Here is a 26,795-nt window from a genome sequence, read left to right on the forward strand (position 1 = left end):
TATTCCTAGAACACTAACCGATAGGCCAATTGGAATACATTTTCATTAAAACTTGCAGGCTGGTTTGCTGTTGCGCCTTCCCGGTCTGAACTTACATGCAGGTATTCACCGATGAAACGATGGTGATCACCTAGCCGATAGGTCGCTGCGACGGTTAAAGCCTCTCCTGTTTCACCTAGAAACGGGCACGGGCAATCGGATGTATCATTCTGATCAAAAAGTTCGCCTCTTGTAGCAAGTTGCAAATCACCGATTTCTTTTGCGAGCAATAAAGAGATCGTTGAGAAATTGGTCCCAAGCGGGCCGCCATTTGCAATTGTTTCAGTGGTTCCCACCAAACCTTGTAGGTTGACGAAAACACCGCCTGGAAGGTCATGATTGTAGGACGCTGTCAGAAAACGTGTGTCCCAGGCTTGTCCTCCATTTGAGAAGGGCTCTCCAGCAGTGGCTCCGTTATCTGAGTAGTATGCAATAAATTCACCGTAATCTTCACTGCTTAAGCGTGCTGAGACCGCAAAGCCAGGGCTATCATCGCCTTCACGGAATGGAGCTTGTGTTTGGCCAATCCTCATGCCGACATCTGGTATTCTAACTTCACCAAAAATACCCACATTTTGATCGTTTAGTACAAATCCTCTTAAAGCCAGTCCAGCACCGGAATTATCGTTGTTGATAAATACACTTGCGCCAACTTCAGCGTCGAATGTATCGCCTCTATACTCGGCTGTGAAATCAAGTCCTAACGGCCTGACCTCCTCAGCAATCCATGTATTGGCGGCAGAATTTGTAAGTGTGAATAAATTTGTCCAACCACGCCCTTTGTTTTCCGCTGAAACATGGGGAATGAAGGCACCTAACTTGGTTGTGTAGCGTACTCTGCCTGTTGAAACAGGGCGATAGCGCAAAAAGGCTTCAAAAATATCAACTTCATCCTGAAGGTCAGGGTTATATTGAATATGAGCAACCGCAGATAAACTTGGTGTCAATTGACCAAAACCAATTAGGGCTGCCTGACTCAGGCGAACATTGGTGCCGTCTCCTTCGCGGGTTTTCCCAAACCCACCATCAAATGTGCTTAGTTCAGTGTCGCCAAATGATATTTTGACATCTGCCAGCCCAGAGATATCAAAAAAAGGTTTAAAGTCATCAGCGTTCGCTGTGGTTGAGGACAGCAATACACCGCTAATGGCAGCAGTCAGATAAACGTCTCTCAAAATCCTATTCATCATCGGTATCCACATTGAGATTTGTTTGCGAAGAAATTCCATATTCACTGGTGTTCATAAAGCTATTGAAATCGGCTTCATTGACAGGCCTGTTGATAAAATAACCTTGTGCTTTATCACAGCCTAACTGTTTTAAGATATTTAAAGACTCTTCATCCTCGACACCTTCCGCCGTAACCGTCATGCCAAGACCATGTGCCAGATCAATAGCAGCCTTGACGATGACTTTATCGCCGTCATTTTCTGGAAGATGCTGAACAAAGGATCGGTCAATCTTAATCTCATTGACAGGAAGTTCACGTAAATATTCAAGGGATGAATAGCCGGTTCCAAAGTCGTCTATTGAAAGGTCAACATTAATATCACGTAAACGGTTTAAGACGCGCAAAGCTTGTGCAGGATCAGCCATCAAAGCACTTTCGGTGATTTCCATTATGAAATCTTGCGCACTCAGGTTGTATTTCTTTAGCAGATTAATAAAGCGGCCTGGTAATGTATCGTCAGCGAGATCCTTTACAGAAAGATTGATCGCCAACCTGGTGTCCAAACCATTATCGCGCCAGTTCCTGATAATTTCACACGCACGCACTAAAACCCAACTTGTAAGCAAGTGTATTTTACCAGTTTGTTCAGCGATTAAAACAAACTCATCCGGTGGCATAAAACCACGTGTGGGATGGAACCAACGAATTAACCCCTCGGCCTGAATAACTTTCCCGGATTCCAGGCTTATTTTCGGCTGAACGAAGAGTTGGAACTCATCAGATTGTAAGCCTCGTCGCATCTCGCTCATTAGAGTGAGAGAGTCTTCATTCGGTTCGTCTTTATCCGCCTCATACTCGGCGGTTTCCAAGTTGTTTTCTTCTGCGCGGTATAAAGCAGCGCGTGCGCGTTGTAGGGCATCTTCTGGCGGTAGGTCTTCGGCATTATGTGATATGCCAAGTGTAAAGTTGATATCAATCTCATAATCATCGTGGGTGAGGGGCACAGATAAAGTATCGCTAATCATCTGAACACCCATCATGCCGCTATTATGGGCTACAGCAAATAATGTATCGCCTAAACGCGCGCATTCAGTTTGGTTTGGCAGTTTTTTCAAACGTGCGGCAACCATAGATGTGACATCACGTGTGATATCATTTCCCAAAACATAATTGATCTGACGGATTGTTGAAATCTGGATAACCGTGATTGAATAAGGCCTTGAATGTTTCGCTAACAATATTTCCAATCTGTTTAAGAATTCACTTCTGTTAGCAAGGCCTGTATTCGGGTCATATTTCACCCTATATGATAGCTCGGCCTCTCTTTTCTGAATGCGTGAGATCATGGTCGCAAATGACAGCGATAGCTCTCCAAATTCGTCCTTGCGAACATCATTTGGAACGGAGGAATAGTCGCCTTCCTGAACGCGCCTCGCAAGCTCAGTTAAGCTGGTAATTGGTTTACTAAGGCCGCTAGAGAAGAAGACAGCACCGATTACTGCAAACACCAAGGCTCCGATTAGCAAGACGGCAAGCGAAGTAAAGAGCGCCCCTTCCTGCGCGAGGGCATTGTCTAATGAGTATGATAAAAGCAGATAAATACGTGGTTCGTCATCGCCAGCCCCTGGTAATGGCAGGAATGTAACAGCAAATCTAACTCCATTTGAGCTTGTTTGCTGAATTTGCATGGAATTGACATCATCGATGGACGATTGGTTCAGTATATCAGCAATGTCATTATCGGCGATCTGGCTCTGAATAACTTGCTGAGTTGCGGGAACAACTAACGCTGCCTTGACGTTGATAGACATCTGTTCAGAAACGTTTGTGATAAACCGTTCATCCAAACTGAAACCACCAACAAAATAGCCAATAGTCCGAGGGGTATCAACTGCCACAAGAGTAAGCAAATGCACAGAATCGTCAATCAACCCAACACCGTATGTTGTACCATCATCTGCGAGTTCTGCTTGATCGATTAAGCTAACAAAAGGAAAGGGTGAATTCTCTTGGATCGGAGCATCGTATGTGGTGATTTCCGTCTCCAAGTCTAACGTAAGGTATGCGCTCCAATCGGCCTGAATACGGTTTGTTACGTTGTTAACAACTGAAGTTTTCGTGGCCAAGTCTGTATTTGGGTCAGCTAAATATTGCTTAATAGCAAAGTCTCGCAGCGATACAGCACTGGTATTAGACGCGAGCACCGCTGTATGATTTACAAATCGCTCAACATTCAATTGAGCTAAGTGAAGGTCCTCTTGGGCATTTTCGAGGATACGTTGCCGAGTAGAGCTGGCAACGGTCAGAAAGTTTATTGCCTGCACAACGGCAAGCAATATTCCTGTAAACAGTATCAGTTTTGAACGATAACTAAGGTTCATGATTAATATGGTCGCTCATCTGTACGTCTTCGCGTGGAACGTTTTCTGTCCCTGCGTATAGAAATTTTGACTGCGATTTCTGTGCTACCTGTTACCGAAATCTTTTGATTTTTTGTTTGTGACCTTGGAACCCTGTGATGCCAATAAGACAGGTTATAATCACCGCTCGGCAAGTTTGAAAACTTGACTTGACCGTCAGCATTGGTGATGCCATTCACTGGGGATGGCGCTACATAGATAAATGCTGCCATGTGGTCATGAATGTTACACCCAACTGCGACAACACCCTGTTCATCGAATTTAAAAGCCTCTGAGTTTTGGCGAGCAGGGACAATTATATTGATCGGTTTGATTTTCGAAAATGAATAAACATGATGTGTTATTGGGTCAGTATTATGAAACTCAAGCGAATCGCCGACGCTTAGTGCTGTTACAAACGGCGAAAATTGCTCGCCTTTCTGATCAATGATTTTGACATCATCATCTTTCGTCCACGCGATCGGTTGACCATCTGTACGCTCCAGGTAAACAACGGCGCCCTCTAACTGGTCGCCAACCTGGTCTGTTACTGAAATAACAACATCTTCGCCCTGTGCCACTGACCCCCAAGCCATTCCTGTGACACAGATGGATATTGCAAGGTGTTTCAATACATTGGTGTATTTCAACATTGTACTCGACCCTTTTAACTATAGATAGTGCTGCATAAAACGGACACCAATCTGAACGACAGATTAACTGGTGTTGTTTTACGTTTACCCATCTATGCTCTATAAATAGTTATCATCACCTTAAGACTATAAAGCAAAACCTCACAGCATATAGATTAATTCAGGTAACACCTCTGTGATGATCGTTAGGGTTTTTTATAGAGTGCCTCCAGTTTATCGCCGTAAACACTGTTTACAGCATGCCTTCTTACTTTAAGTGTTGGCGTCATCTGTTCGTTTTCGATGGAAAACGCTTCATGCGCAATTGTGAACTTTCGGACTTTCTCTACATTTGCTAGCCGGTTGTTGATTCGGTCCACAGCATTGGCGAGTGCTTTTTTAAAGTCTGAATCATCTATGACTTCAGCTAGTTTAGCAGGCTTATTGTGCTTTTTTGCCCATGTTATGAGCCACTCGGTGTCTGGCACAATCAGGCCGACCAAGTGCGGTTTTCTGTCACCGTAAACCATTGCTTGAGCAATTTCGTCTTCCAGGGCCAAAAGGCCTTCAATTCTTTGCGGCGAAATATTATCGCCTTTGTCGTTAACAAGAATATCTTTTTTCCGATCCGTTATCTCCAGATATCCGTCGTCAATCTTGCCAATGTCCCCAGTGTGTAGCCAACCATCGATAATTGTTTTTTCAGTGGCACTTTCGTTTTGCCAATACCCTTTCATAACAAGCTCGCCCTGAATTAAAATTTCACCATCATCGGCAATTTTAACTTTTGTCTTGTCCAGAATTTTCCCAACGGTGTGCATCCGTGCAGCACCAGGCGGGTTCACGGAAACCACAGGCCCTGATTCGGTTTGGCCATATCCCTGAAGTAACGGAAGTCCGAGCGCGGTAAAGAAATATCCAACATCAGGTGATAAGGGAGCGCCCCCAGAAACAAGGGCTTTAACACGGCCACCAAATTTTTTCTTAACTTGCTTGCGTACAGTGAGGTCCAAAAAGAGATTAGTAATCTTTTCGATGAGAGAAAGTGGCTCATCGCCTTTGGCTTGCTTACTACCGATCTCTATACAGCGGTTAAACAGTTTTTGTTTTAGTTTGCTCTCTTTTTCTATTTGTCGAGTCAGGCGTGTGCGCAACATCTCGAACAGGCGCGGCACAACGACCATTATGGTAGGTGAGGCTTCTTCCATATTGTTGGCTAGTTTTTCAATGCCTTCCGCGTACCATATTTGTGCACCGATAGAGATGGGCAGGAACTGTCCTGCAGTGTGTTCATAAGCATGACTTAATGGCAGAAATGAAAGAAACACATTATTTTTGAGGCCGATACTCTCAATAATTTGAGCCGCACCCTCACAATTATGCAGGATAGCTCCATGATGAATTTTAACACCCTTGGGTGCCCCGCCTGTGCCACTGGTATAAATCAGGCACGCAATATCTTCGCGTGAAATGGATTTTGCTTCATTTTGCCAAAAATCAATATCAGCGTTAGTTTTTGAAAGAAGGTCAGCCCAGGAATGGACTTCAACATTCAGGCTTTGTTCGAGTTTAAAGTCATCAATGATGATTGCATTTTTTAAATCGTCTGACTGATGGGCAGCTTTAAGAAATGTGTTGGCCAAGCTTTTGGTCGATATCAGCGCGAGCGATGCACGGCTATTCTCAATTATATGCAGATAGTCACGGGCTGTATATGTTGTATAGGTTGGAACGGATATGGCGCCTGCTGCCATAATTGCCATATCAGCAATTAACCATTCAGGCCGATTTTCACTAACCAGAACGACACGGTCGCCCTTCTTCACGCCCAATTGGTTAAGTGCTGTTGCTAACTTACAGACTTTTTCTGCAATTTGCTGCCAAGTTTGATCTTGCCATTGTTTATCTTGTTTATTGAATAGAAATTTTTGGTCTGCATATGTTTTTACTTGCTCGAAAAACATCGCAGTCAGGCTTTCCCACTGCTTAATCGGCATAGTGGTTGCTCTCCTAATGTATCAAGTTCCCCTACCAGTTTGGGTGTAAAATAGACTGGCTTAAAGCGGCTGACAAATGTTTCATGAAACTTTTATGAAGTACAGGATTAGTTTGGATGAAATATACTGGTATTTTAGTAACGATTTAGTAAAAAGTTGTCTTTATCTTCATAGTTGTCTTGAGTATCATAGAGTGACTATTGAAATAGAACGTCTTAGATCGAGAACGTTACGGAATGTTTGAGAATGACTGAGCATCCAGACCAAGATAATAATACCCAAGCAAATACTAATGCAATATTGCGTGAGCGTCGAATGCATCTGCGTGCCTTCGATTACTGGGAAGGGTTACGAGGTGATCGGGAATTCCCTGATTTTGACGATTTAAAATCTGAAGACCTTAATCCGTTCAAAGATTGTTGCCTATTACTTGATGTATCCAGCGACCCCGGCGGTATTATCAGGTTCATAGGGGACCGTATTGATCAATTGATTGATGCTCCGGCTATGGTTGGTGTTCCCTTGTCAGCATTTCCCCATGCGTCCTTTGCGACTGCCCTGGTAGATCAACTGAGTGATGAACAGGGTCATTATCGAGCAGTAGAATTTGAATTTATCGAGGATTTAACAGACAGCAGAGGTATATTGCTGCCTTTTACGCGGTACGGTGAAGGCCAAGACCATATTCAGTTTGTTCTGGTAGTTGCTAATTTTCGAAACCGTGTGCCAGATGTTATTATTCCGATCGATGAAATTGCTGGGTTTGACGAGGAACCTGAACTTGATCCGCAATTGACAACGGAGGCGGATACTGAATTTGAATCACAACTGATGCAGGTTCAGAATTTGGCTGGTACAATTGTTCATCCAGATATAGGTACACGGGAAAGTTTGTATCGGGCTCTGGAGCACGTATACAGGCTCTATTACGACGCACAGGATAATGTGGATAAATATAAAGATATCCTATCGGCACAGGGATTAAAAGTACAGGCCCGGGCCCCATTTACGCCTTTGCTCAAGCTAATTTTTGGCAAAACTTACGATAAAACACGACTTACAGAATATGCGTCTGCGCTTGCTTATGCGACCAGGATGCAAGTGCCTGTAGAGGGTTTTGCTGACTTTTTGATGGAGCAGCCCGGGGGCATAAAAGGGTGTGTGAAAGCGGAGCGTGCTGCGAGACGCGGCGAAAGTGGTACCAAAGCTTATGATCGCCAGGAAAAAGCGTTAACACATTTAAGACAAGTCAAAGGAATTGCGAATATCAAGTTAGATAACTTGGAAAGATCAGAGGAATTTATATTGCTTTTAGCGCGCAAAAAATCAGACACCCAATATGAGGTTATTGGCCCATCTGATATCGGCGAAGAAACATTAGATGCGGCAATCCGGCGATATGCTGCAATCCCCAAAAAATAAAGAATTTATATAGTTACCCAAGAGTGAAGAGGCATTCACAGTGACAAACAACGAATATAGAAAACAAGCATTGGCAGAAATTAAACGCTTGGCAGAAGAAAGCCTTAAAGGCGACCAGTTAAAAGCTTTTCTAAGCTTTATGGAAGATTTCTTGCCTGTTTCAACCCCAGACGACTTTTTTGACAGAGAGGCAACCACGCTCTTTGCGATTACAAAAGGGTTCTGGGAGGCATCTTCCAAACGGGTAACAGGCAAGCCTTTCGTGAAAATACTCAACCCTCGTTTCCCGAAAGAGGGCTGGAGCAGCCATCACAGTGTGCTGATGATTATAACCGATGATATGCCTTTTCTGGTCGATTCAATCACAGGCGGATTAACATCCACTCTTAAGAGTCGCATTCACATGATGCATCACCCTATTTTATCAACAATGCGCGACAAAAAAGGGTTACGTGTACATGATGGTGGTGAAGAAACACGCGAATCTTTCATGTTTATCGAAATCGACACGCTATCTGATAAAAACCAGATTGCTGAGTATCAGGCGGTTATTACATCTATTTTAAGCGATGTAAGCGGTGCCGTTAGCGATTGGCGTGGAATGTTGGCAAAAATTGATGAAACTGTTGCTTCGCTTACAGTTAACCCACCACCAATCGATAATGACGAAGTTGACGAGGTTATTCGTTTTTTGCGTTGGTTAGGTGCGGATCATTTCACGTTCCTTGGCTTCCGCGAGTATCGTTTTGATTTACAGAAGAAGTCTCTTAAATTTACTCAAGTGGAAGGCTCTGGTCTCGGCATTCTGCGGGATGTTGATCGAAATGTTCTGCGTAACCGCGATGGGTTGACACCAATGTCGGATGAAATCCGGCACTTTTTAGCGCAACCTGAACCTGTGATCATTACTAAAGCGAATGTAAAATCTACCGTTCACCGTGTTTCTCATCTCGACTATATTGGTGTTAAAATTTTCGACTCGGAAGGCAATGCAATTGGCGAGCGCCGTTTCGTCGGATTGTTTACTTCGCTGTCATACAGCCAGTTTGCTCATGATGTGCCGCTTTTGAGAACAAAAGTTGCTAATATCCAGTCACGAAGCGGTTTTGCACCCAAAAGCCACGCAGGCAAAGCAATCGCACATATTATGGAAACGTTCCCACGGGACGAATTGTTTCAGATTGCGGAAGACAATTTATTTGAAACAGCAATGGGCATTCTCCAGTTGACGGAGCGACCACGCCCACGTGCTTTTATACGGCGCGATAAGTTTGAAAGGTTTGTCTCTGCGCTCGTTTATGTGCCCCGCGAGAATTATAATTCCAGTTTGAGGGCAGCCGCAGCGCGTATTTTATGTGAAGCCTTCAATGGTGAAGTTTCTGTTTATTACGCAATGTTGAGTGAAGAATCACTCGCGCGCTGGCATTTTATTATTCGCACCAAACCTGGTCAGGTTCCAAATGTTGACGAGGGTGATATCAACCAACAAATTGCTGAGGCAGCTCAAGGTTGGCCCGATCGTCTGCATTTTGAATTGGTTTCACGTTACGGTGAAGAACATGGTAATCAATTAAATCATGCGTACCGCGGACGTTTCTCGGTTGCGTACCGCGCAGCATTTTCGCCAGCACAGGCCGCTTATGATATTGCGAAACTTGAGGAATTAGCAGGTGCAGATGATTTGCGAGTTGATTTCTATCATCACCTTGGTGACGGTGATAATCGTTACAGGCTTAAGATCCATCATGGTTGCCGTTTGGTTCCATTATCTAGTTGTATGCCAGTATTGGAAAATATGGGTTTCCGGGTCCTCAGCGAGCACTCATATGAAGTCAGGTCAGAGCAGCCGAGTTACATTCACGACTTTGCTTTAGAGCTTGAGGAAGGCTGTGCATTTTCTATGGAGCGTATCAAGCCGGTTATTGAGGATTTATTCCTCATGGTTTGGAAAAACGTCGTAGAAGATGATGATTTTAATCAGCTTGTGCTTGCGAGTGCGATGGCATGGGATGAGATTGTTGTTCTACGCGCGTACGGAAAATATCTGAGACAACTTGGGCTTGGCTATTCACCGGATTATATCGCCGATTGTATGGTAGAGCATCCACAAATTGCTAGTCAGCTGATCGCCCTTTTTGCCGTTCAGTTTGATCCAGAGTATTCAGGCGATAATCGTGACACTATTGCTGAAACGATAATACAAGGCCTGAAAAAATTGATGGAGAGCGTTTCCAGCCTTGATCAGGATCGTATATTCCGTGCATATGTTAATGTTATCAGATCTACGCTTAGAACCAATTTCTACCAGTCTGGTGTTAAGCTTGGTGCTGACGAACGTGCTCTTGCCTTTAAAATTCGCTCAAACGAAGTTGAAGAAGCACCACTTCCAAGGCCGCACGCTGAAATATGGGTTTATTCCCCACGTGTGGAAGGTGTGCATCTGCGCGGTGGCCCTGTTGCCCGTGGTGGTCTGCGTTGGTCCGATCGCCGTGAGGATTTCAGAACCGAGGTACTTGGCCTGGTAAAAGCGCAGCAGGTGAAAAATGCGGTAATTGTTCCACAGGGTGCGAAAGGTGGCTTTTTCCCTAAACAATTAACCCCTTCAATGAACCGTGATGCTTTCATGGAAGAGGGCGTTGCGTCTTATCGCTCATTCATATCCAGCCTACTCTCAGTTACTGATAATCTTGTAAAAGGCAAAGTGAAACCCCCACAAGAGTTAGTGCGCCGCGACGGCGATGACCCGTATCTTGTTGTTGCAGCCGACAAGGGAACAGCGACCTTTTCCGATATTTCGAACGGTATTTCCGAAGGCCAAGGGTTCTGGCTGGATGATGCATTCGCGTCAGGTGGGTCCAATGGCTATGACCATAAGAAAATGGGTATTACGGCCAAAGGTGCGTGGATCAGCGTCCAGCGTCATTTCAGAGAAATGGGTGTCAATGTTCAGGAAGATGTCTTCTCGGTTGTTGGTGTCGGCGATATGGCGGGTGACGTTTTTGGAAACGGAATGCTGCTCTCCAAAACCTTGCATTTGAAGGCGGCCTTTAACCACATGCATATCTTTATCGACCCGGAAGCAGGAGACAGCAAAGCCAAGTGGAAAGAGCGTAAGCGCCTCTTTGATTTGCCGCGCTCAAGCTGGGAAGACTATAATAGCAAACTGATTTCCAAAGGCGGCGGGATTTTCTCTAGGGCCGCGAAGTCAATTGATCTATCGCCTGAAATTCAGGCTTGGTTAGGGACAGAAGAGACGTCCATGGCTCCTAATGTCCTTATTAATACAATCCTGAAAGCTGAGGCCGACCTCTTGTGGTTTGGTGGTATTGGTACATACATTCGTGCAACCACAGAAACAGATGCCGATGTTGGTGACCGTGCGAACGATCCGCTCCGCGTTACCGCACCTGAGGTTAAAGTAAAAGTTATCGGTGAAGGTGGTAACTTGGGCATGACACAGGAAGCGCGGATCGAATACGGTCGTTTGGGTGGTCGCTCAAACACTGACTTTATCGATAATTCGGCGGGTGTGGATTGTTCTGATAAGGAAGTGAATATCAAGATTTTGCTTGCTGATGTTATTTCCAAGAAAAAACTTACCCGCGAGGACCGCGATAGCTTACTCGTCGAGATGACTGATGAAGTTTCTGATATTGTTCTCTCGGACAACTATTTGCAAACGCAGGCTATTTCCCTAGCTGAGGCAGAGGCTGTCAATTCGCGTCAATATCATTTGGGCCTTATCCGTACATTAGAGCGTGATGGTGGTTTGAACAGGGAAATTGAGAACCTACCGTCTGATGAGGGCTTTTTAGAGCTTGAAGCGAATGAAAAAGGTCTCAGCAGGCCAGAAATTTCAACCCTGCTTGCGTATGCGAAAATGTCACTTGTTGATATTTTGATGAAGGGGTCTTTAATTGATGATCCTGTTCTGGAGCCCGAGCTTGAGTGGGGGTTCCCGACGACGCTTCGTAAACGGTTCCCTGAAGAAATTCGGTCTCATAGACTACGGAGAGAAATTGTTGCTACAGTTCTTGCGAACGAGGTTGTCAACTGGGGCGGTTTGACCTTTGTATACGAAGTGAAAGAAGAAACCGGGCTTGGTGTTGAGGATATTGTGGCGGCTTTTGTTGCAGTTCGCGGCATCTATGGGCTTCAAGGCATGTGGGATGCAGTTAACGCGCTTGATTACAAGGTTGATGCTGCGCTTCAGTATGATATGCACCGTTCGCTTTCAAACTCCTTGAAAGATCAGGTGTTATGGGTGCTTAGAAACTTGCCGCGTCCTTATAATATCGTCGATTTGATCGATCGTTTTGCGACGCCTGTGAAAGCGCTCTTTAATATCAAGCAGGAGATACTGAGCAAACCAGCGCAGGAAGCCTTTATCAGCCGCAGGGACCCCCTTAAAGAGGGAGGCGTTAGCCATAAACTCGCAACATTTGTTGCAGGCTTTGAAGTTCTCAGTTCGGGTGCGGATATTATTTCTGTTGCTGAAACAGAGAATAAGAAGGTTGATTTTGCTGCGACAATTCATTTTGCGCTTGGGGATATGCTTGGGTTTGACTGGTTACGTCAACGCGCGGACCGCATTGTACCTGATGATCACTGGGAAGTGCTTGCAATTCGTTCGCTAAAGGAAGACTTGGCAGATCAGCAAACTGAACTTGTGAAACAGGTTTGTAAATCAGCTGGCAAGAAGCCTGCTTTGAAGGCTACGTCCGATTGGCAGGCTGAACAGCAAACCTCAATCATTCGTGCACAGCGGTTGATAGATGACCTTCGTTCAGCAGGGACATTGACCGTTGCCAAACTTAGCTTCGCGACACGTCACCTGCGGTCAATTTTGGGATAAGCTGAAAAAGGTTAGTGAAACAATGGCAAAAAAATCAGAGCAGTCAACTCGAATTACCAAGGATACCCTTAATCTGGTAATTGCTGTGTGTGCTGTTCTGATTTCTGCCGCTAGTTTTTATGCCACCTTTCTTCAGGCCCAATCAGAAGAAAAACAGGTTAAGGCCGCTACCTGGCCTTACCTGCAGTTTTCGTCAGGAAACTATGATACTGAAGCCGAGAAAGCGAAGATATATCTTCAAGTGGAAAATGTTGGTGTTGGCCCTGCTATTATCAAAAATTTTTCCATGTCATATGATGATGGTGACGCAAAAGGTATTAAAAAAAGCAGTAATGTTTATGATATCCTTCTGGCGTGCTGCGCTCCCGAAGGGGCAGATCGTTCGTGGTTTGCAAAGCCGGAAGCAAAGGCCGGATTTATTGTGACAGGAATTGTGAACAACAAGATTATGCCGGTCGGTAAAGAACTTCAGGTTTTATCTCTAGAGCTTGATGATAATAATCGGGAATTTTGGGATCGCTTGAACAATAGCCGCTGGAAAATAAAGGCCGAGGCTTGTTATTGTTCGCTTCTGGAAAACTGTTACCAGACTGATTTTGTCAACGAACCTGTCGCCGTAAAGGCCTGTATGCCTCACAAATAATCTGCGTATGCATTTCAAAATTACAGATACTCGGCCTCTGGTCAGTGGGTTCCTCAGCTGTCGGTCTTCTGTCTTTAACTTTGCCCGGGAAAACGCTTGTTATTGAAATCATCAATGGTCGCCAGTATTTCCTCACGAGTATTCATAACAAACGGGCCATAGCGGGCAACAGGTTCGTTGATTTTGCGACCAGCGACTAAAAGGAAACGGCTGTTTTTGTCCCCACTTAATTGAACCTTTTCGCCGTCCGTTAAAACAATCAGACTGCGTTGCTCCAGGTTTTGGCTGTCTATTTTGACGGCGCCTGTTATCACATACAGAAAAACAGTGTGTTCGGCTTCAACAGGGATGGAAACTTCCCCATCGCCTGAAAGAGTTATGTCCATATATAATGGATTGATCGCCACGTCATTGATTGGTCCTTGTGTGCCTTCGAACTCGCCAGCGATAATTTGTGCAATATAGCCATCCTTTTCGATTAGCGGGATGTTGGTTGCTGATGCATCGCGGTATTGGGGTGCTTTCATTTTGTCTGCGGCGGGCAGATTTACCCAAAGCTGAAGGCCGTGAATGATATCACTTTCCCCCGCAACGGGCATTTCGGAATGAATAATACCGCTGCCTGCTGTCATCCACTGCGCGTCTCCGGGTCTGATAACACCGGTATTTCCAACCGTATCTGTATGCTTGATGGCGCCCGATAACATATAGGTCATGGTTTCAAAACCCCGATGTGGATGCTCAGGAAAGCCAGCGCCAGTTCCTGGTTTTAATTCAAACTCATCTAAAAGGAGAAAGGGGTCTAAATTCATCAATCCGCGTTTCCCAATGGTGCGATGAACGGTTACACGAACACCTTCGCTCATGGTTTCTGCGGGATAAACCATCTGAATGTGGCGTGCTGTCATTATTCTATCCTTAAGTTGGCTTGCATGATTATAATTGATCGCGTCCATGCGGTGCGTTTAAATCAAATCCGTTACCGACAGGCACGACACCTGTTGGGTTGATAGTGCGGTGGCTCGCGTAATAATGGGTTTTGATATGATCCATATTTACCGTGTCTGCGATGCCAGCGATTTGATAGATATCGCGCACAAAACCTGTTAGCGCAGAATAGCTTTCGAGCGATCTGATATTACATTTGAAATGGCCAAAATATACTGGGTCGAATCGAACGAGCGTTGTAAACAGTCTAATATCTGCTTCTGTTAACTGGCTTCCGAGCAAATATCGCTGTTTTTCAAGGATGTCTTCCAACCAGTTCAAGGCTTCAAAAAGGGGATATATAGCCTCTTCATAGGCTTCCTGGCTTGTGGCAAACCCTGCTTTGTACACGCCGTTATTTACCTCATGATAAACTCGGGTGTTTATGGCTTCGATGTCATCTCTCGCGCTTGTCGGCCAATAATCACCTTCCTTTGCGCCGACCGTGTCAAAGGCACTGTTGAGCATACGGATAATATCAGCCGATTCGTTCGATACGATCGTGTTTTGTTTTTTATCCCACAAAACAGGAACGGTAACACGGCCAGAATACTTGGGGTCTGCCTTTGTATATATTTGGTGGTGAAAATCGAAACCAAACAAGGGATCACCGGTGCTTCCTGTGCCTACGTCAAATGTCCAGCCTTCAGATAGCATAATAGGACTAACGAATGAGACACTGATCATTTCCTCAAGGCCTTTTAGGCTTCGCATAATCGCTGTTCGGTGCGCCCACGGGCAAGCATGTGACAAATATAAATGATAGCGACCAGCCTCTGCCTTGAAACCGTCAGTGCCTGTGGCTCCGGCGCTTCCATCTGCTGTTATCCAATTTCTGAACTGGCTTTCACTTCGGATAAAGCGTCCGCCGCTTGATTTGGTATCATACCATTTATCGTGCCATTCGCCGTCAATTAGTAAACCCATTGTCTTGCCCTTTTATTTGAAGTGATAGGGCGAATATAGGGTCAGTTTTCATGACACACTAGCTTAGTTTATTGCATTACCGTGTTGCTTTTTTAGCAACTTAAGAAGCTTATAGGCATTTTTGGTGCTGAGGCTGAGTAAACCAGCTTGTTATAAAGTCGATCAAGGTTCGAACCTTCAGGGGCAGGTGCCGTTTCTCTGGATATAAGGCATAAAGGGCGCTTTCATTCTTGATATAGTCATCCAATATCGTGACCAGTTGCCCATCCTCTAATGCATCGTGAAGGAAGAAATGCGGTAAGGTTGCTACCCCGAGGCCGTTGATAGCGGCTTCTAACTGAAGGGTGCCTGAATTTGACATCATGGGTCCGGTCACCCGAACGGATTTCATCTGAGAGCCGTCCAAAAACCGCCATTGCTGGTTGGCGGAGACATTGGCATAAAACAAACATTTATGATGCCTAAGGTCGTCCGGTGTTTGCGGGGTTCCATATTCCTTTAGGTAATCGGGGCTTGCAACGGTGTGAAAGCGCATGGGGGCGACCTTTTTGGCAATAAGGGCGCTGTCATCAAGGTTTGATGTAATCCGAAACCCGAGGTCATAGCCACCGCTTACGATATCGACGCGTTCATCGGTTAGGTTTAATTCAAGAGTGACCGCTGGATGCAGTTTCATAAACGCAATAAAGGCTTTTCTAAGGTGAAGGTCAGCGAAGCTTCGCGGTGCTGTAACCCTTATATGCCCAACCAGATTATCGCTCGCGTGCTTAACCGCTTGCTGTGCGTCATCAAGATCATCAAGGATGCGTTGGCACCGCTCATAGAATAGTGCGCCTTCGTCTGTAGGGCTAACGCCCCGGGTTGCGCGCTGAAGCAAGCGTACTCCTAAATCTTCCTCGAGGGCCTGAAGGCGTCTGCTCGCGACCGATTTGGTGATATGAAGCGCCTTGGCGGCCGCGGTCATATTCCCGGCTTCAATGGTTCGGCAAAAGGTTTTGATGGCATTTAGGTCCATAATATAGCCCCGTTTGCAACAGTAATGCCTTTATTATGATTGGGCGTTGTGTTTTTCACAACAAAAAACCGCCCTAACATAGAAAGGGCGATTTAGTGAGACTTGTTGTTTTATCTCCAGCGAAAACTTACAAAGAAGCAGCCTATACTCCCAGCAAGAAACATAAAGGCCGGCGCTAAAAACCATTTTAGTGACGACTCAACCTCTTTCTCACTATCGTTAAAAAACCTATATCGTCTTTTGCCTTTTAGTGTTTTCTTGACGTACTGCTCACCTCTAAAACTACTGTGGGTCTCAATAAGTTCGTGCATCCGGTCAGTCATCGTTTGTTTTCGCGCATTAAACTCTGCCTCGCGTTTACGCACAGCTTCTAATGAACCGCTTGACGCATGTGATGTGTAGATAACGTCAAAAACATTCAACGGTTCTCCGGGCAAAATTATGCCCAATGATTTATAGTGGAATTGTTGATGGCGCTCTGGAAGTTTACCTATTCCAATAAACCCTAATCCAAGCGAGCCCCCACCCAGCATGAGCATAACCAAACCTGCAACCATCCAGCCTCGGGTAAATTTAATCTCATTGGTTTGACGTTCCAGCACCACTGAACGGACTTCCTTAATTTCCCGCAGTTTATCGAGTTCCGCTGAGAAAATAGATCTGCTCATGTCACCGGCGTCAATATCATAGGCCTTTAATAACCTATTGAATATATCTTCCGATGGGTATGACTTCCCAGTTTCCAATTTTGAAAGATAAGACTGCTCGATATCCATCCTCGCTGCGGCCTCGGGCTGGGTCCAACCATTTGCCTCTCGCTTCTGTCGTATATAATCACCAAACTTCATGTTGGTCTCCTAAGCTATTGTTTTTAATACCCTCTTGTCGGTGGGGTGATTGCAGTCTTCAGAAGTCTTGCCGAGAATGCCAGATGAATATACTGGAATATAGCGTTAAATTCAGGAATATTTATACGTACGGCGGAATATATCCGCCGTACAGCTGGATCGTTTAAGAACAGAATGAATTATTTATCTCTGTAATAATAATTATTTATCTCTGTAATAATAATGACGATTGCTACCGTCATGTTTTTTTGTCTTCATACAGCATCGCTTGAAACCGATAGCCGGACCCACAAGGACAAGGGTCATTACGGCCAAGTTTTTCCACAAGCTCTATATTACCATGAACATATCGTTCACCGCGCTTGACCTGTGTTTCTGATGGATAGGATTTCCGTCGCTTGCTGATGACCTCAAAAGAACGGCTGATTTGTATATGTTTTGAACGTAGGCATTGTTTCTCTCCTTACGTTGAACTTCATTTAGAAGCTCGGCTTAAGGCGATAAAATCAAAAACGCAATAAAAAAGCCGCTTCAAATTTTAAAACGGCTTGATAGATCACTATGTAAAAAGCGATTATTTAGGAGCAACCACCATAATCATTTGGCGGCCTTCCAATTTTGGTCTTGCTTCAATTTTTGCTGATTCTTCAACATCTGCAACAACCCGGTTTAGAACCTCCATACCAAGATCCTGGTGCGCCATTTCGCGGCCTCTGAATCGAATGGTTAGTTTAACCTTGTCACCATTATCAATGAACTGATGAACTTTTTTCAATTTCACATTGTAATCATGTACGTCGATATTTGGACGCATCTTGATTTCTTTGACATCTTGGGTTTTTTGTTTTTTCCGAGCAAGGTTAGCTTTTTTCTGCTGCTCGTACTTATATTTACCGTAGTCGAGAACCTTACATACAGGGGGTTCGGCATTTGGTGAAATTTCAACAAGATCAAGGCCGGAATCTTTTGCGATTCCAATTGCTTTATCGATTGATACTACACCGTGGTTTTCACCTTCTGCTCCTATTAAACGGACCTCATTCACTCTGATTGATCCATTGACGCGTGGTCCTTCCTGTTTGGGTGGACCCGCAAATTGCCCTCTACCTATGTTCGGTCTCCTATTGCTTGTTGAACCATATTGGGGGTGATTTTTTCAGTTAAAACCTCAAAAATCGTTAATTCATCTATAGTATAGCGCCTTAAACCGCTGCTGGCGAGGGGTTTTTGGCGCTATTCTTTTTGTTATCCGGCTTGTTACGCCTCTCCGTTCGGCATTTTACCTTCAAGAGCAAGTGCAGCGATTGCCTCTTCAAGATCCACAACGGTTTGGTCTTTGCTGCCGATACGGCGAATGCTGACCTTGTTTTCGTCTGCTTCTTTCTGGCCAACAACAAGAATTGCAGGAACCTTGGCGTGGCTGTGTTCGCGGACCTTATAGTTTATCTTCTCATTACGGGCGTCCAGTTTCACCCGCATACCAGCGGCTTCTAGCTTCTCCACAACCGATTGAGCATACTCTTCAGTGCTTGTTGTGATGGTCGCAACAACGGCCTGCGTCGGTGCCATCCAAAGCGGCATTTTACCGGCATAATGCTCGATCATAATTCCAATGAAACGTTCCAATGTCCCCAGGATCGCACGGTGTAGCATAACAGGGCGATGTTTGGCCCCGTCTTCACCGATATAGTGAGCATCAAGGCGTTCAGGCAGAACAAAATCAAGCTGAAGCGTTCCACATTGCCACGTACGACCAATTGCATCGCTTAGGTGAAACTCTAGTTTCGGTCCGTAAAATGCCCCTTCACCCGGCGCATAATCAAATTCAATTCCCGCTTGATTAAGGGCTTTTTCCAGACCTTGCTCAGCGCGGTCCCAAACGTCGTCATCACCGGCGCGCATTTCAGGGCGCGTTGCCAGAAGAACCTTAAAGTCAGGGAAGCCAAGGTCACGGTATACGGAAGATAAGAGCGCACAGAATGCAACGCTTTCTTCAGTGATCTGGTCTTCGCGGCAGAAAATATGGGCGTCATCCTGTGTCATCTGGCGAACACGCATCAGACCGTGCAGCGCACCATGCGCTTCATTTCTATGGCAGCAACCAAATTCAGCAAACCGGATCGGCAAATCGCGGTAACTTTTGATCCCTTGCTTGAAAACCTGAACGTGCGCAGGGCAATTCATCGGCTTGAGAGCCATCAATTTTGCGTCCGCAGGAATGATCGGGGCATCCTCCTCAGTGGAAGGAACCTCGTCTGGCACGACAAACATATTTTCCCGGAACTTGGACCAGTGTCCTGATTGTTCCCAAAACTTACTGTCGAGAAGTTGCGGCGTTTTAATTTCCTTGTATCCAGCATCTTTGAGGCGATTTCGGATGTAGGCTTCTAACTGGAGCCAGATCGTATACCCCTGCGGGTGCCAGAAAACCGATCCCTGCGCTTCCTCTTGAAGGTGGAACAGGTCCATCTCGCGGCCAAGCTTGCGGTGGTCGCGCTTTTCAGCTTCTTCAAGGCGGTGAAGGTATGATTTCAGTTCCTTCTTGTCGCGCCAGCAGGTGCCGTAAATACGGGTCAGCATTTCGTTTTTGCTATCACCGCGCCAATATGCGCCAGCAACCTTCATTAGTTTAAAGGCGTCACCTAGTTTTCCTGTTGAAGGAAGGTGTGGGCCGCGGCAAAGGTCAAGCCAGTTACCTTGGCGGTAAATAGTGACAACCTCATCAGCGGGAAGATCTGAAATGATCTCGGCTTTGTATTCTTCCCCAATTGATTTAAAATGGGCGATGGCTTCATCACGGTCCCAAACCTCACGGATGATTTCCTCGTCGCGGGCAACAATTTCCTGCATGCGTTTTTCAATGACTTCGAGGTCATCTTCGGAAAATGGTTTATCACGTGCAAAATCATAAAAGAAACCATCTTCGATAACGGGGCCGATTGTTACCTGAGTGCCCGGAAATAGCTCCTGCACAGCTTCAGCCATAATATGCGCCGCATCGTGGCGCATTAGTTCAAGGCCGTCTTCATCGCGCTTTGTAATGATAGAAACGTCAGCGTCTGCTTCGATCAAACGTGAAAGATCCCACATTTCACCGTCAACAGTAATGGCAAGCGCGGCCTTGGCCAAACCAGGGCCAATATCCATGGCAAGGGTGGTGCCCGTCACCGGTCCATCAAACGTGCGTACGCTGCCATCGGGCAGGCGCAGGTTGACCGGAGAGTTTTCCACTTTTACATCGCTCATGATATAGCTTCCTGTTAAAAAAATATAGATAGAAGCGGGTTAACGGGCTGTTGGTTCCGAGTCAAGAGACCGCGAATAAAAAGGGCGTAAAAGTTCAGAAATCACATGATAATACCCGCCTTTTGTGGCATCAAAACCATGATGGATATAAAAGGGAAGCCCTTCAAATGATCGAACCTAAGTTTATAAGAACCAGCCACGGTACAAAAATCGCGTATCACAAGACACCTGCCGTTCGTGCAAAATCACCTGGTGTGGTTTTTCTTGGCGGGTTTATGAGCGACATGGAAGGGTCTAAAGCATTGGCCTTAGAGGCGATGTGCAAGGCTGAAAACCGATCTTTCGTAAGGTTTGATTATTCAGGCCATGGCCAATCGTCAGGAAAGTTTGAAGATGGCACCATTGGTCTATGGTTAAAAGACGCGTTGGCGGTTATCGATGAATTAACTGAGGGCCCTCAAATTTTGGTCGGATCATCGATGGGGGGCTGGATTTCATTGCTGGCAGCAAAGGCTCGACGCGCGCGGGTCGCTGGATTTATTGGGATTGCGGCAGCGCCGGATTTTACTGTCCGTATGTGGAATGAGGAGTTCTCGGATGATCAGCGCAGGGCAATTCTTGATGAGGGTTTTGTGAAAATTCCAACAGAATACGGCGATCAACCCTACACAATTACGAAGGCACTTATGGATGATGGGTGGCAAAACCGGGTGGTCCATGGCCCTATTCATCTTGATGTCCCCGTCCGGTTAATTCAAGGCCTTGAGGACGCAGATGTTCCTTGGCAAACGGCACTTAATATTGCGGATAAACTTACAGGCGACGATGTTGATATTATTTTGGTGCCGGGCGGTGACCATAGGCTTTCAACTGACCATGATTTGGAGCGATTGAAGGATCAGGTAAGCATGATTGCAAAAAAGCTGACCTGATATCAGATATCAGATCAGCTCTCCGCAGCTTGGTAGATGGATGTTTACCAAGTAACCTTTTCGATCCCTTCGAAATCGATTGATGTTCCATCTTCGAAATCAATTGTTCCAGACGCATCTTCTGTTAGATCGAGATAATTATCATTCTCGCTGGTTATTTGCGAACCATCGTCGAGGTTGATTGTCCAACTTTGACCGCTTAAGCTGTCACCAACCTTGTCACCAATATCTAATGTATCGGTCCAGCCGTCGCCACCACTTACGGCATCGTTTCCGCTGTCGGCACCGAATGTGAACAGGTCATTGCCTGATCCACCGGAAAGCGTATCGTTGCCCGCACCACCATCAATGGTGTCATCACCGAAACTGCCGCTGACAAAATCATTGCCGTCGCCTGCATTTACACTATCGTTACCTGATCCTGCGTAAACGACATCATTACCATCACCAGCATCAACAGTATCATTGCCCGAACTGGCGCTGATACCATCATTTCCTGATCCAGTTGATACACTGTCATCGCCAGAGCCGGCATATACTGTGTCGTTGCCGTCACCTGAATCAACGGTGTCATTTCCAGAACTAGAGCTAACAAAGTCATTGCCCTGGCCGCCGGTTACACTGTCGTTACCGGAGCCCGAATATACAGTATCATTTCCATCGCCAGCTTCTACGGTGTCGTTACCTGCACCAGACTGAACCTGGTCGTTTCCTGCACCAGCATTAATATCATCAGCATCATTACTTCCAATGAGCGTGTCATTTCCGTCACCACCATTGAATCCAGAGAATGACTGTAAGCCTTCAGTTTCGGGTGTGCTTTCAACACCACTTTCAAGTTTGACGTTATCAATCGTGTAGGTTTCGCCTGCGAGTGTTGTTTTGGCTTCTACTTCGATGACCGCCACAGAGCCCTCAGGAAGGCCAGTGATTTGAATACTAACCGATCCATCAGGGTTCGGAGAGCCATCGACATCGACAACTTGGTGTCTTTCCCCGTCGATTGTTACATATACATTCAAATAGTCTGCAACAGATCCGCCAGCTTCCAGACCACCGCTTGCGCTTATATCCAGGCTAAGAGCAAGATCGGTTTCGCCGCTAATGTCGATTTCGCTACTTGTTAGGGTAACAGCCCCGTCAGGTGCGCTTTGATTGGTCGTACCATTGAAGGTATAGGCGCCGTTACTCGTGCCATGGCTTCCTTGATTAACATTGCTACCCTCTGTTGCTGTGAAACTGGAAGACCCATCATTGAAGTTTTCTTCAAATAGTGTTTTTGGTTCTTGAGTTTCTTCAGCGTCGCTTTCAGAAGCAGCACTATCGCTAGAGTCTGATTGACTGGACTGTGCTGATGTACTTACGGATTCGTCACCTTCCGATTGTGTTGGTACTTCATCGTTTCCTTCATCATTACTTGACGAACTGTCGTGATCTGAATTGTTACCTTGGTTTCCGTTTCCGTTTCCGTTTCCGTTTCCGTTTCCGTTTCCGTTTCCGTTTCCGCCATTATTACCAGGATTGCTGGCATCTACGCCGTCAGCGTCATTGCCGTGGCCATTATTGCCATCATCCTGACTTTCCTCTTCAGACGTCTGTGTTTCCTCAGTTGCTTGCTCAGGTGCTGCGTCTTCCGCAGGGGCATCCGCCTCTGCTTCTGCTGCTGGCTGTTCGCTCTCAGCTTGCGGTGCAGGCGTTTCTTCAGCTGCCGGAGTTTCCTCAGCCGCTTGCTCTGAAGCCGCTTCTTCCGCTGCTGGCGCTTGGGCATCCGCTTCAGCTTCTGCCGCTGGTTGCTCGCTCTCAGCTTGTGGGGCAGGCGTTTCTTCTTCAGCCGCCGGAGTTTCCTCAGCTGCTTGCTCTGAAGCCGCCTCTTCTTCTGCTGGCGCTGGAGCATCCGCTTCAGCTTCTGCCGCTGGCTGTTCGCTCTCGCCTTGTGGTGCCGGCGTTTCCTCTTCAGCTACCGGAGTTTCTTCGGCTGCTTGCTCAGGTGCTGCACCTTCAGCTTCCGCCGCTGGCGTATCAGTTTCAGATTCTTCCGCTGCTGGTGCGCTCGCTTGTTCTGACGCCAACTCGATTAGGTCTGACTTGCTAATATTGCCATCTGCGAAAGAGAAGGTTTCCACATTTGTGACTGTATCGGTTCCCTGTTCGCCTGTAATAGTGAAGCTGTCAGTGGTTGAGTCGTATGTTACGGTATAATCATCAGCGTTACCGTCAAATGTGACAGTATCGTTTCCGTTTCCGCCGTCAATTTGATTATCTCCGCTTCCCCCACTTATGGTATCTTTACCATTGCCGCCAGAAATAACATCGTTTCCTGCACCGCCGTCAATGAGATCGGGATTGTTACCGCCATCAATTGTGTCGTTTCCGGCACCGCCGCTGAGTGTGTCACGTCCTTGACCACCGGATAAAACGTCGTTGCCATCACCGCCAGCAACATTGTCGTGTCCTCTATCGCCTAGCAGGGTATCATTACCGTTTCCGCCAGAAATATGGTCAGCATTTTTTCCGCCGTTGATATTGTCGTCACCATCACCGCCGCTGATTGTGTCGTGACCTTTACCGCCTGTTATCGTATCTGCGTTATCACTGCCTGTCAGAGCGTCATTTTGGTTGGTACCAACAATTGTTTCACCTGCCTGAGTTTCAGGTGTTTCTTCTTCCGCTGCTGGCGCTTGGGCATCCGCTTCAGCTTCTGCCGCTGGCTGTTCGTTCTCAGCTTGTGGGGCCGGTGTTTCTTCTTCAGCTACCGGAGTTTCCTCGGCTGCTTGCTCTGAAGCCGCCTCTTCTTCTGCTGGCGCTGGAGCATCCGCTTCAGCTTCTGCCGCTGGCTGTTCGCTCTCGCCTTGTGGTGCCGGCGTTTCCTCTTCAGCTACCGGAGTTTCCTCGGCTGCTTGCTCTGATGCTGCTTCTTCCGCCGCTGGCTGTTCGTTCTCAGCTTGTGGCGCTGGCGTTTCTTCTTCAGCCACCGGAGTTTCCTCGGCTGCTTGCTCAGGTGCTGCTTCTTCTGCTGCTGGCGCTGGGGCATCCGCTTCAGCTTCTGCCGCTTGGGCATCAGCTTCCGCCGCTGGTTGTTCGTTCTCGGCTTGTGGTGCGGGCGTTTCTTCTTCAGTTGCCGGAGTTTCCTCGGCTGCTTGCTCAGGTGCCGTCTCTTCTGCTGCTGACGCTGGAGCATCCGCTTCAGCTTCGACTGCTGGCTGTTCGTTCTCGGCTTGTGGTGCGGGCGTTTCTTCTTCAGTTGCTGGAGTTTCCTCGGCTGCTTGCTCTGGTGCTGCTTCTTCCGCTGCTGGCGCTGGTGCTTGGGCATCAGCTTCCGCCGTTGGCTGTTCGCTCTCAGCTTGTGGTGCGGGCGTTTCTTCTTCAGTTGCCGGAGTTTCCTCGGCTGCTTGCTCTGGTGCTGCTTCTTCCGCTGCTGGCGCTGGTGCTTGGGCATCAGCTTCCGCCGTTGGCTGTTCGCTCTCAGCTTGTGGTGCGGGCGTTTCTTCTTCAGCCGCCGGAGTTTCCTCGGCTGCTTGCTCAGGTGCCGCTTCTTCTGCTGCTGGCGCTGGGGCATCCGCTTCAGCCGCTGGCTGTTCGCTTTTTTCTTCATCTGAAGCATCGGTTGGAATTGTTTCGAAATTACTTCCTATTGTAGAATCAACAGCAGTGTCGTCTAAATCTAAAACATTACCGGAGAGTGCTTCGGTAATATCGCTGTTGCTCTCATCAACCAGGTCAAAGGAGACGCTTTTGATAGTAAAATCTGAACTGTCAGTTCGATTGTCACCAACGGCTATTTCATTTCCGTTTTGGTCTATAAGGTCAAAACTACCATCATCTGCAAGGCCATCACTATTCTGGTCTTCACCATTTGAATTGGCACCGTTCGTATAATCAACAGCAGAGAAGACAATTTTGTCAAAGGGTTCATCAGATTGAATGTTGAATGAGCCATCATCGCGGCCAGAGTTAGCGACAAATGTTCCTGATCCAACCTCTACACCGTCTCTGAACAGGGTATATTGGCCTGTTTCATCTGTTCCGCTTAGGCCGTCTCGGTTTTCATTTGTGAATAACCGATCAATTTCAAAAGATACGCCTTCTGCCAAACGATCAATTTCAATAACAACGGTTTCGCTTTGCCCCGTTGCTGCATCAAATTCGATTTGGCTGATGCGGTCATCACCTGTATCGACGCCGACACCATTTCTACCGTGATCTAGTTCGACCACATTGCCTTCGAGGTCTGTACCATAGATGTTGACATTTAAGGTATCGTCCGCCGGTGCTGGATCAGTTGTTTCTGCCTCTGGCGCAGGGTCAGTTGTTTCTGCCTCTGGCTCAGGGTTATTTGTTTCCGCCTCTGGCTCAGGGTTATTTGTTTCTGCCTCTGGCTCAGGGTCAGTTGTTTCCGCCTCTGGCGCTGGGTCAGTTGTTTCCACCTCTGGCGCTGGGTCAGTTGTTTCTGCCTCAGGCTCAGGATCGGTTGTTTCTGCTTCTGGCGCTGGGTTAGGTGTCTCAGCCTCTGGCGCTGGGTCAGTTGTTTCTGCTTCTGGCGCTGGGTTAGGTGTCTCAGCCTCTGGCGCTGAGTCAGTTGTTTCTGCCTCAGGCTCAGGATCGGTTGTTTCTGCCTCAGGCTCAGGATCGGTTGTTTCTGCTTCTGGCGCAGGGTCAGTTGTTTCTGCTTCTGGCGCTGGGTTAGGTGTCTCAGCCTCTGGCGCTGGGTCAGTTGTTTCTGCCTCAGGCTCAGGATCGGTTGTTTCCGCCTCTGGCGCAGGATCGGTTGTTTCTGCCTCTGGCGCAGGGTCAGTTGTTTCCGCCTCTGGCTCAGGGTCAGTTGTTTCCGCCTCTGGCGCTGGGTCAGTTGTTTCCGCCTCTGGCGCTGGGTCAGTTGTTTCTGCCTCTGGCGCAGGGTCTGTTGTTTCCGCCTCTGGCTCAGGATCGGTTGTTTCCGCCTCTGGCTCAGGGTCAGTTGTTTCCGCCTCTGGCGCTGGGTCAGTTGTTTCTGCCTCTGGCTCAGGGTCTGTTGTTTCCGCCTCTGGCGCTGGGTCAGTGGCGTCGATATCAAACAGGCCAGACCGTGCTGCGTCGTCTGCGGTGAATATTTCAGCAGTTTCTTCCGATAAAGCGGCGGCAGGCGCTGATGTTGCCTCGAAATTTTGTTCAGGTGCCGGGGCTTGGTCCACTGAAACCGTGTCGATCGTTACTTCAGGGTTCTCAGTTTGGTTGCTAGCAGCCTCATTATCGGATTGTGGTGACACTTCTGTGGGTGCTGTGTTGACAAAAGAGTTGTCCTGATCACGGTCTTCATCCTGTGATCGGCTTTGTGAAGTGGCACTGGTGGTAACCGAAGGGTCAGATGCTTCAAAGCCAGAGGAATTGAAATTGTCCCCAGACGATGTGGATCCGGTGTGCAAATTGGGGGCAGTCAGGTTTTCACTGCCTTCTAACTCGATATTGGAAGCGAGCTTTGCTTCCTCATTCTGAGTATTCTGTGTCTGCGATAAAGCCAACTCATCCTGAGCTTGATCGACGCTACTGGTACGATTAGATGTTTGTTTATCAGTCACAACTTTGTTCCTTGCACTTCAGGTTAGATAGACCTCACCATCTGTTTTCCTGATAATTGGTTACTGACCCGCCATCGAAACCAATTCATTAAAATATACTCACAGATATTATTGATCAGATTGAGTTAAA

At 46.9% G+C, this 26,795-nt stretch carries 16 protein-coding genes; 4 read left to right on the forward strand and 12 right to left on the reverse strand.

The features are described 5' to 3' along the window. Window positions 1–5: 5 nt before the first annotated feature. From KFF44_RS01195 to KFF44_RS01210, 4 genes are all read right to left on the reverse strand, one after another. Window positions 6–1,229, reverse strand: a complete 1,224-nt coding sequence (locus tag KFF44_RS01195; protein ID WP_255936381.1) for a hypothetical protein — start codon at window positions 1,227–1,229, stop codon at window positions 6–8. Continuing rightward, entirely contained in the window at window positions 1,219–3,591 is a 2,373-nt protein-coding gene (locus tag KFF44_RS01200) for a bifunctional diguanylate cyclase/phosphodiesterase (protein ID WP_255936382.1), read from the reverse strand. The genes KFF44_RS01195 and KFF44_RS01200 overlap by 11 nt, the downstream gene beginning before the upstream one ends. A 2-nt stretch (window positions 3,592–3,593) precedes the next feature. Beyond that, a complete protein-coding gene (locus KFF44_RS01205; protein ID WP_255936384.1) occupies window positions 3,594–4,262 on the reverse strand; it encodes a hypothetical protein in 669 nt (222 codons plus the stop codon). Window positions 4,263–4,447: 185 nt separating this feature from the next. Then, complete coding sequence (locus KFF44_RS01210) at window positions 4,448–6,238, reverse strand: long-chain fatty acid--CoA ligase (protein WP_255936385.1); 1,791 nt, start codon at window positions 6,236–6,238, stop codon at window positions 4,448–4,450. Between the two features lie 246 nt (window positions 6,239–6,484). On the opposite strand from KFF44_RS01210, the gene KFF44_RS01215 reads away from it, so the two are divergent. From KFF44_RS01215 to KFF44_RS01225, 3 genes are read left to right on the forward strand one after another with little or no spacing between them, the layout of a single operon-like run. Continuing rightward, window positions 6,485–7,660, forward strand: coding sequence for a hypothetical protein (locus KFF44_RS01215; protein ID WP_255936386.1), 1,176 nt, complete (start codon window positions 6,485–6,487; stop codon window positions 7,658–7,660). Between the two features lie 40 nt (window positions 7,661–7,700). Continuing rightward, window positions 7,701–12,515, forward strand: coding sequence for an NAD-glutamate dehydrogenase (locus tag KFF44_RS01220; protein ID WP_255936388.1), 4,815 nt, complete (start codon window positions 7,701–7,703; stop codon window positions 12,513–12,515). 22 nt (window positions 12,516–12,537) lie between these two features. Further along, window positions 12,538–13,158, forward strand: coding sequence for a hypothetical protein (locus KFF44_RS01225; protein ID WP_255936390.1), 621 nt, complete (start codon window positions 12,538–12,540; stop codon window positions 13,156–13,158). Between the two features lie 74 nt (window positions 13,159–13,232). Here the strand turns inward: KFF44_RS01225 and KFF44_RS01230 are convergent, their stop codons facing one another. From KFF44_RS01230 to thrS, 7 genes are all read right to left on the reverse strand, one after another. Beyond that, on the reverse strand, window positions 13,233–14,066 hold the full coding sequence (locus KFF44_RS01230; protein WP_255936391.1) for a pirin family protein: 834 nt from the start codon (window positions 14,064–14,066) through the stop codon (window positions 13,233–13,235). Between the two features lie 28 nt (window positions 14,067–14,094). Further along, on the reverse strand, window positions 14,095–15,072 hold the full coding sequence (locus KFF44_RS01235; protein ID WP_255936392.1) for a glutathione S-transferase family protein: 978 nt from the start codon (window positions 15,070–15,072) through the stop codon (window positions 14,095–14,097). 109 nt (window positions 15,073–15,181) lie between these two features. Beyond that, window positions 15,182–16,087, reverse strand: coding sequence for a LysR family transcriptional regulator (locus tag KFF44_RS01240; protein ID WP_255936393.1), 906 nt, complete (start codon window positions 16,085–16,087; stop codon window positions 15,182–15,184). Between the two features lie 110 nt (window positions 16,088–16,197). Then, window positions 16,198–16,935: a helix-turn-helix domain-containing protein gene (locus KFF44_RS01245; protein ID WP_255936395.1), complete on the reverse strand. Its 738-nt coding sequence runs from the start codon at window positions 16,933–16,935 to the stop codon at window positions 16,198–16,200. Window positions 16,936–17,173: 238 nt separating this feature from the next. Further along, entirely contained in the window at window positions 17,174–17,260 is an 87-nt protein-coding gene (locus tag KFF44_RS16220) for an SEC-C metal-binding domain-containing protein (RefSeq protein WP_370691184.1), read from the reverse strand. Between the two features lie 249 nt (window positions 17,261–17,509). Beyond that, window positions 17,510–18,046: a translation initiation factor IF-3 gene (infC, locus tag KFF44_RS01250; RefSeq protein ID WP_255938862.1), complete on the reverse strand. Its 537-nt coding sequence runs from the start codon at window positions 18,044–18,046 to the stop codon at window positions 17,510–17,512. Between the two features lie 146 nt (window positions 18,047–18,192). Then, on the reverse strand, window positions 18,193–20,181 hold the full coding sequence (gene thrS, locus KFF44_RS01255; RefSeq protein ID WP_255936397.1) for a threonine--tRNA ligase: 1,989 nt from the start codon (window positions 20,179–20,181) through the stop codon (window positions 18,193–18,195). 167 nt (window positions 20,182–20,348) lie between these two features. Between thrS and KFF44_RS01260 the strand changes: the two genes are divergently transcribed. After that, complete coding sequence (locus KFF44_RS01260; protein ID WP_255936399.1) at window positions 20,349–21,113, forward strand: carboxylesterase; 765 nt, start codon at window positions 20,349–20,351, stop codon at window positions 21,111–21,113. Window positions 21,114–21,157: 44 nt separating this feature from the next. Here KFF44_RS01260 and KFF44_RS01265 read toward each other — a convergent pair whose 3' ends face one another. Next, window positions 21,158–26,665: a hypothetical protein gene (locus tag KFF44_RS01265; protein WP_255936400.1), complete on the reverse strand. Its 5,508-nt coding sequence runs from the start codon at window positions 26,663–26,665 to the stop codon at window positions 21,158–21,160. Window positions 26,666–26,795: the final 130 nt, after the last annotated feature.

The organism is Kordiimonas sp. SCSIO 12610, from assembly GCF_024398015.1.
Classification (GTDB): domain Bacteria; phylum Pseudomonadota; class Alphaproteobacteria; order Sphingomonadales; family Kordiimonadaceae; genus CANLMI01.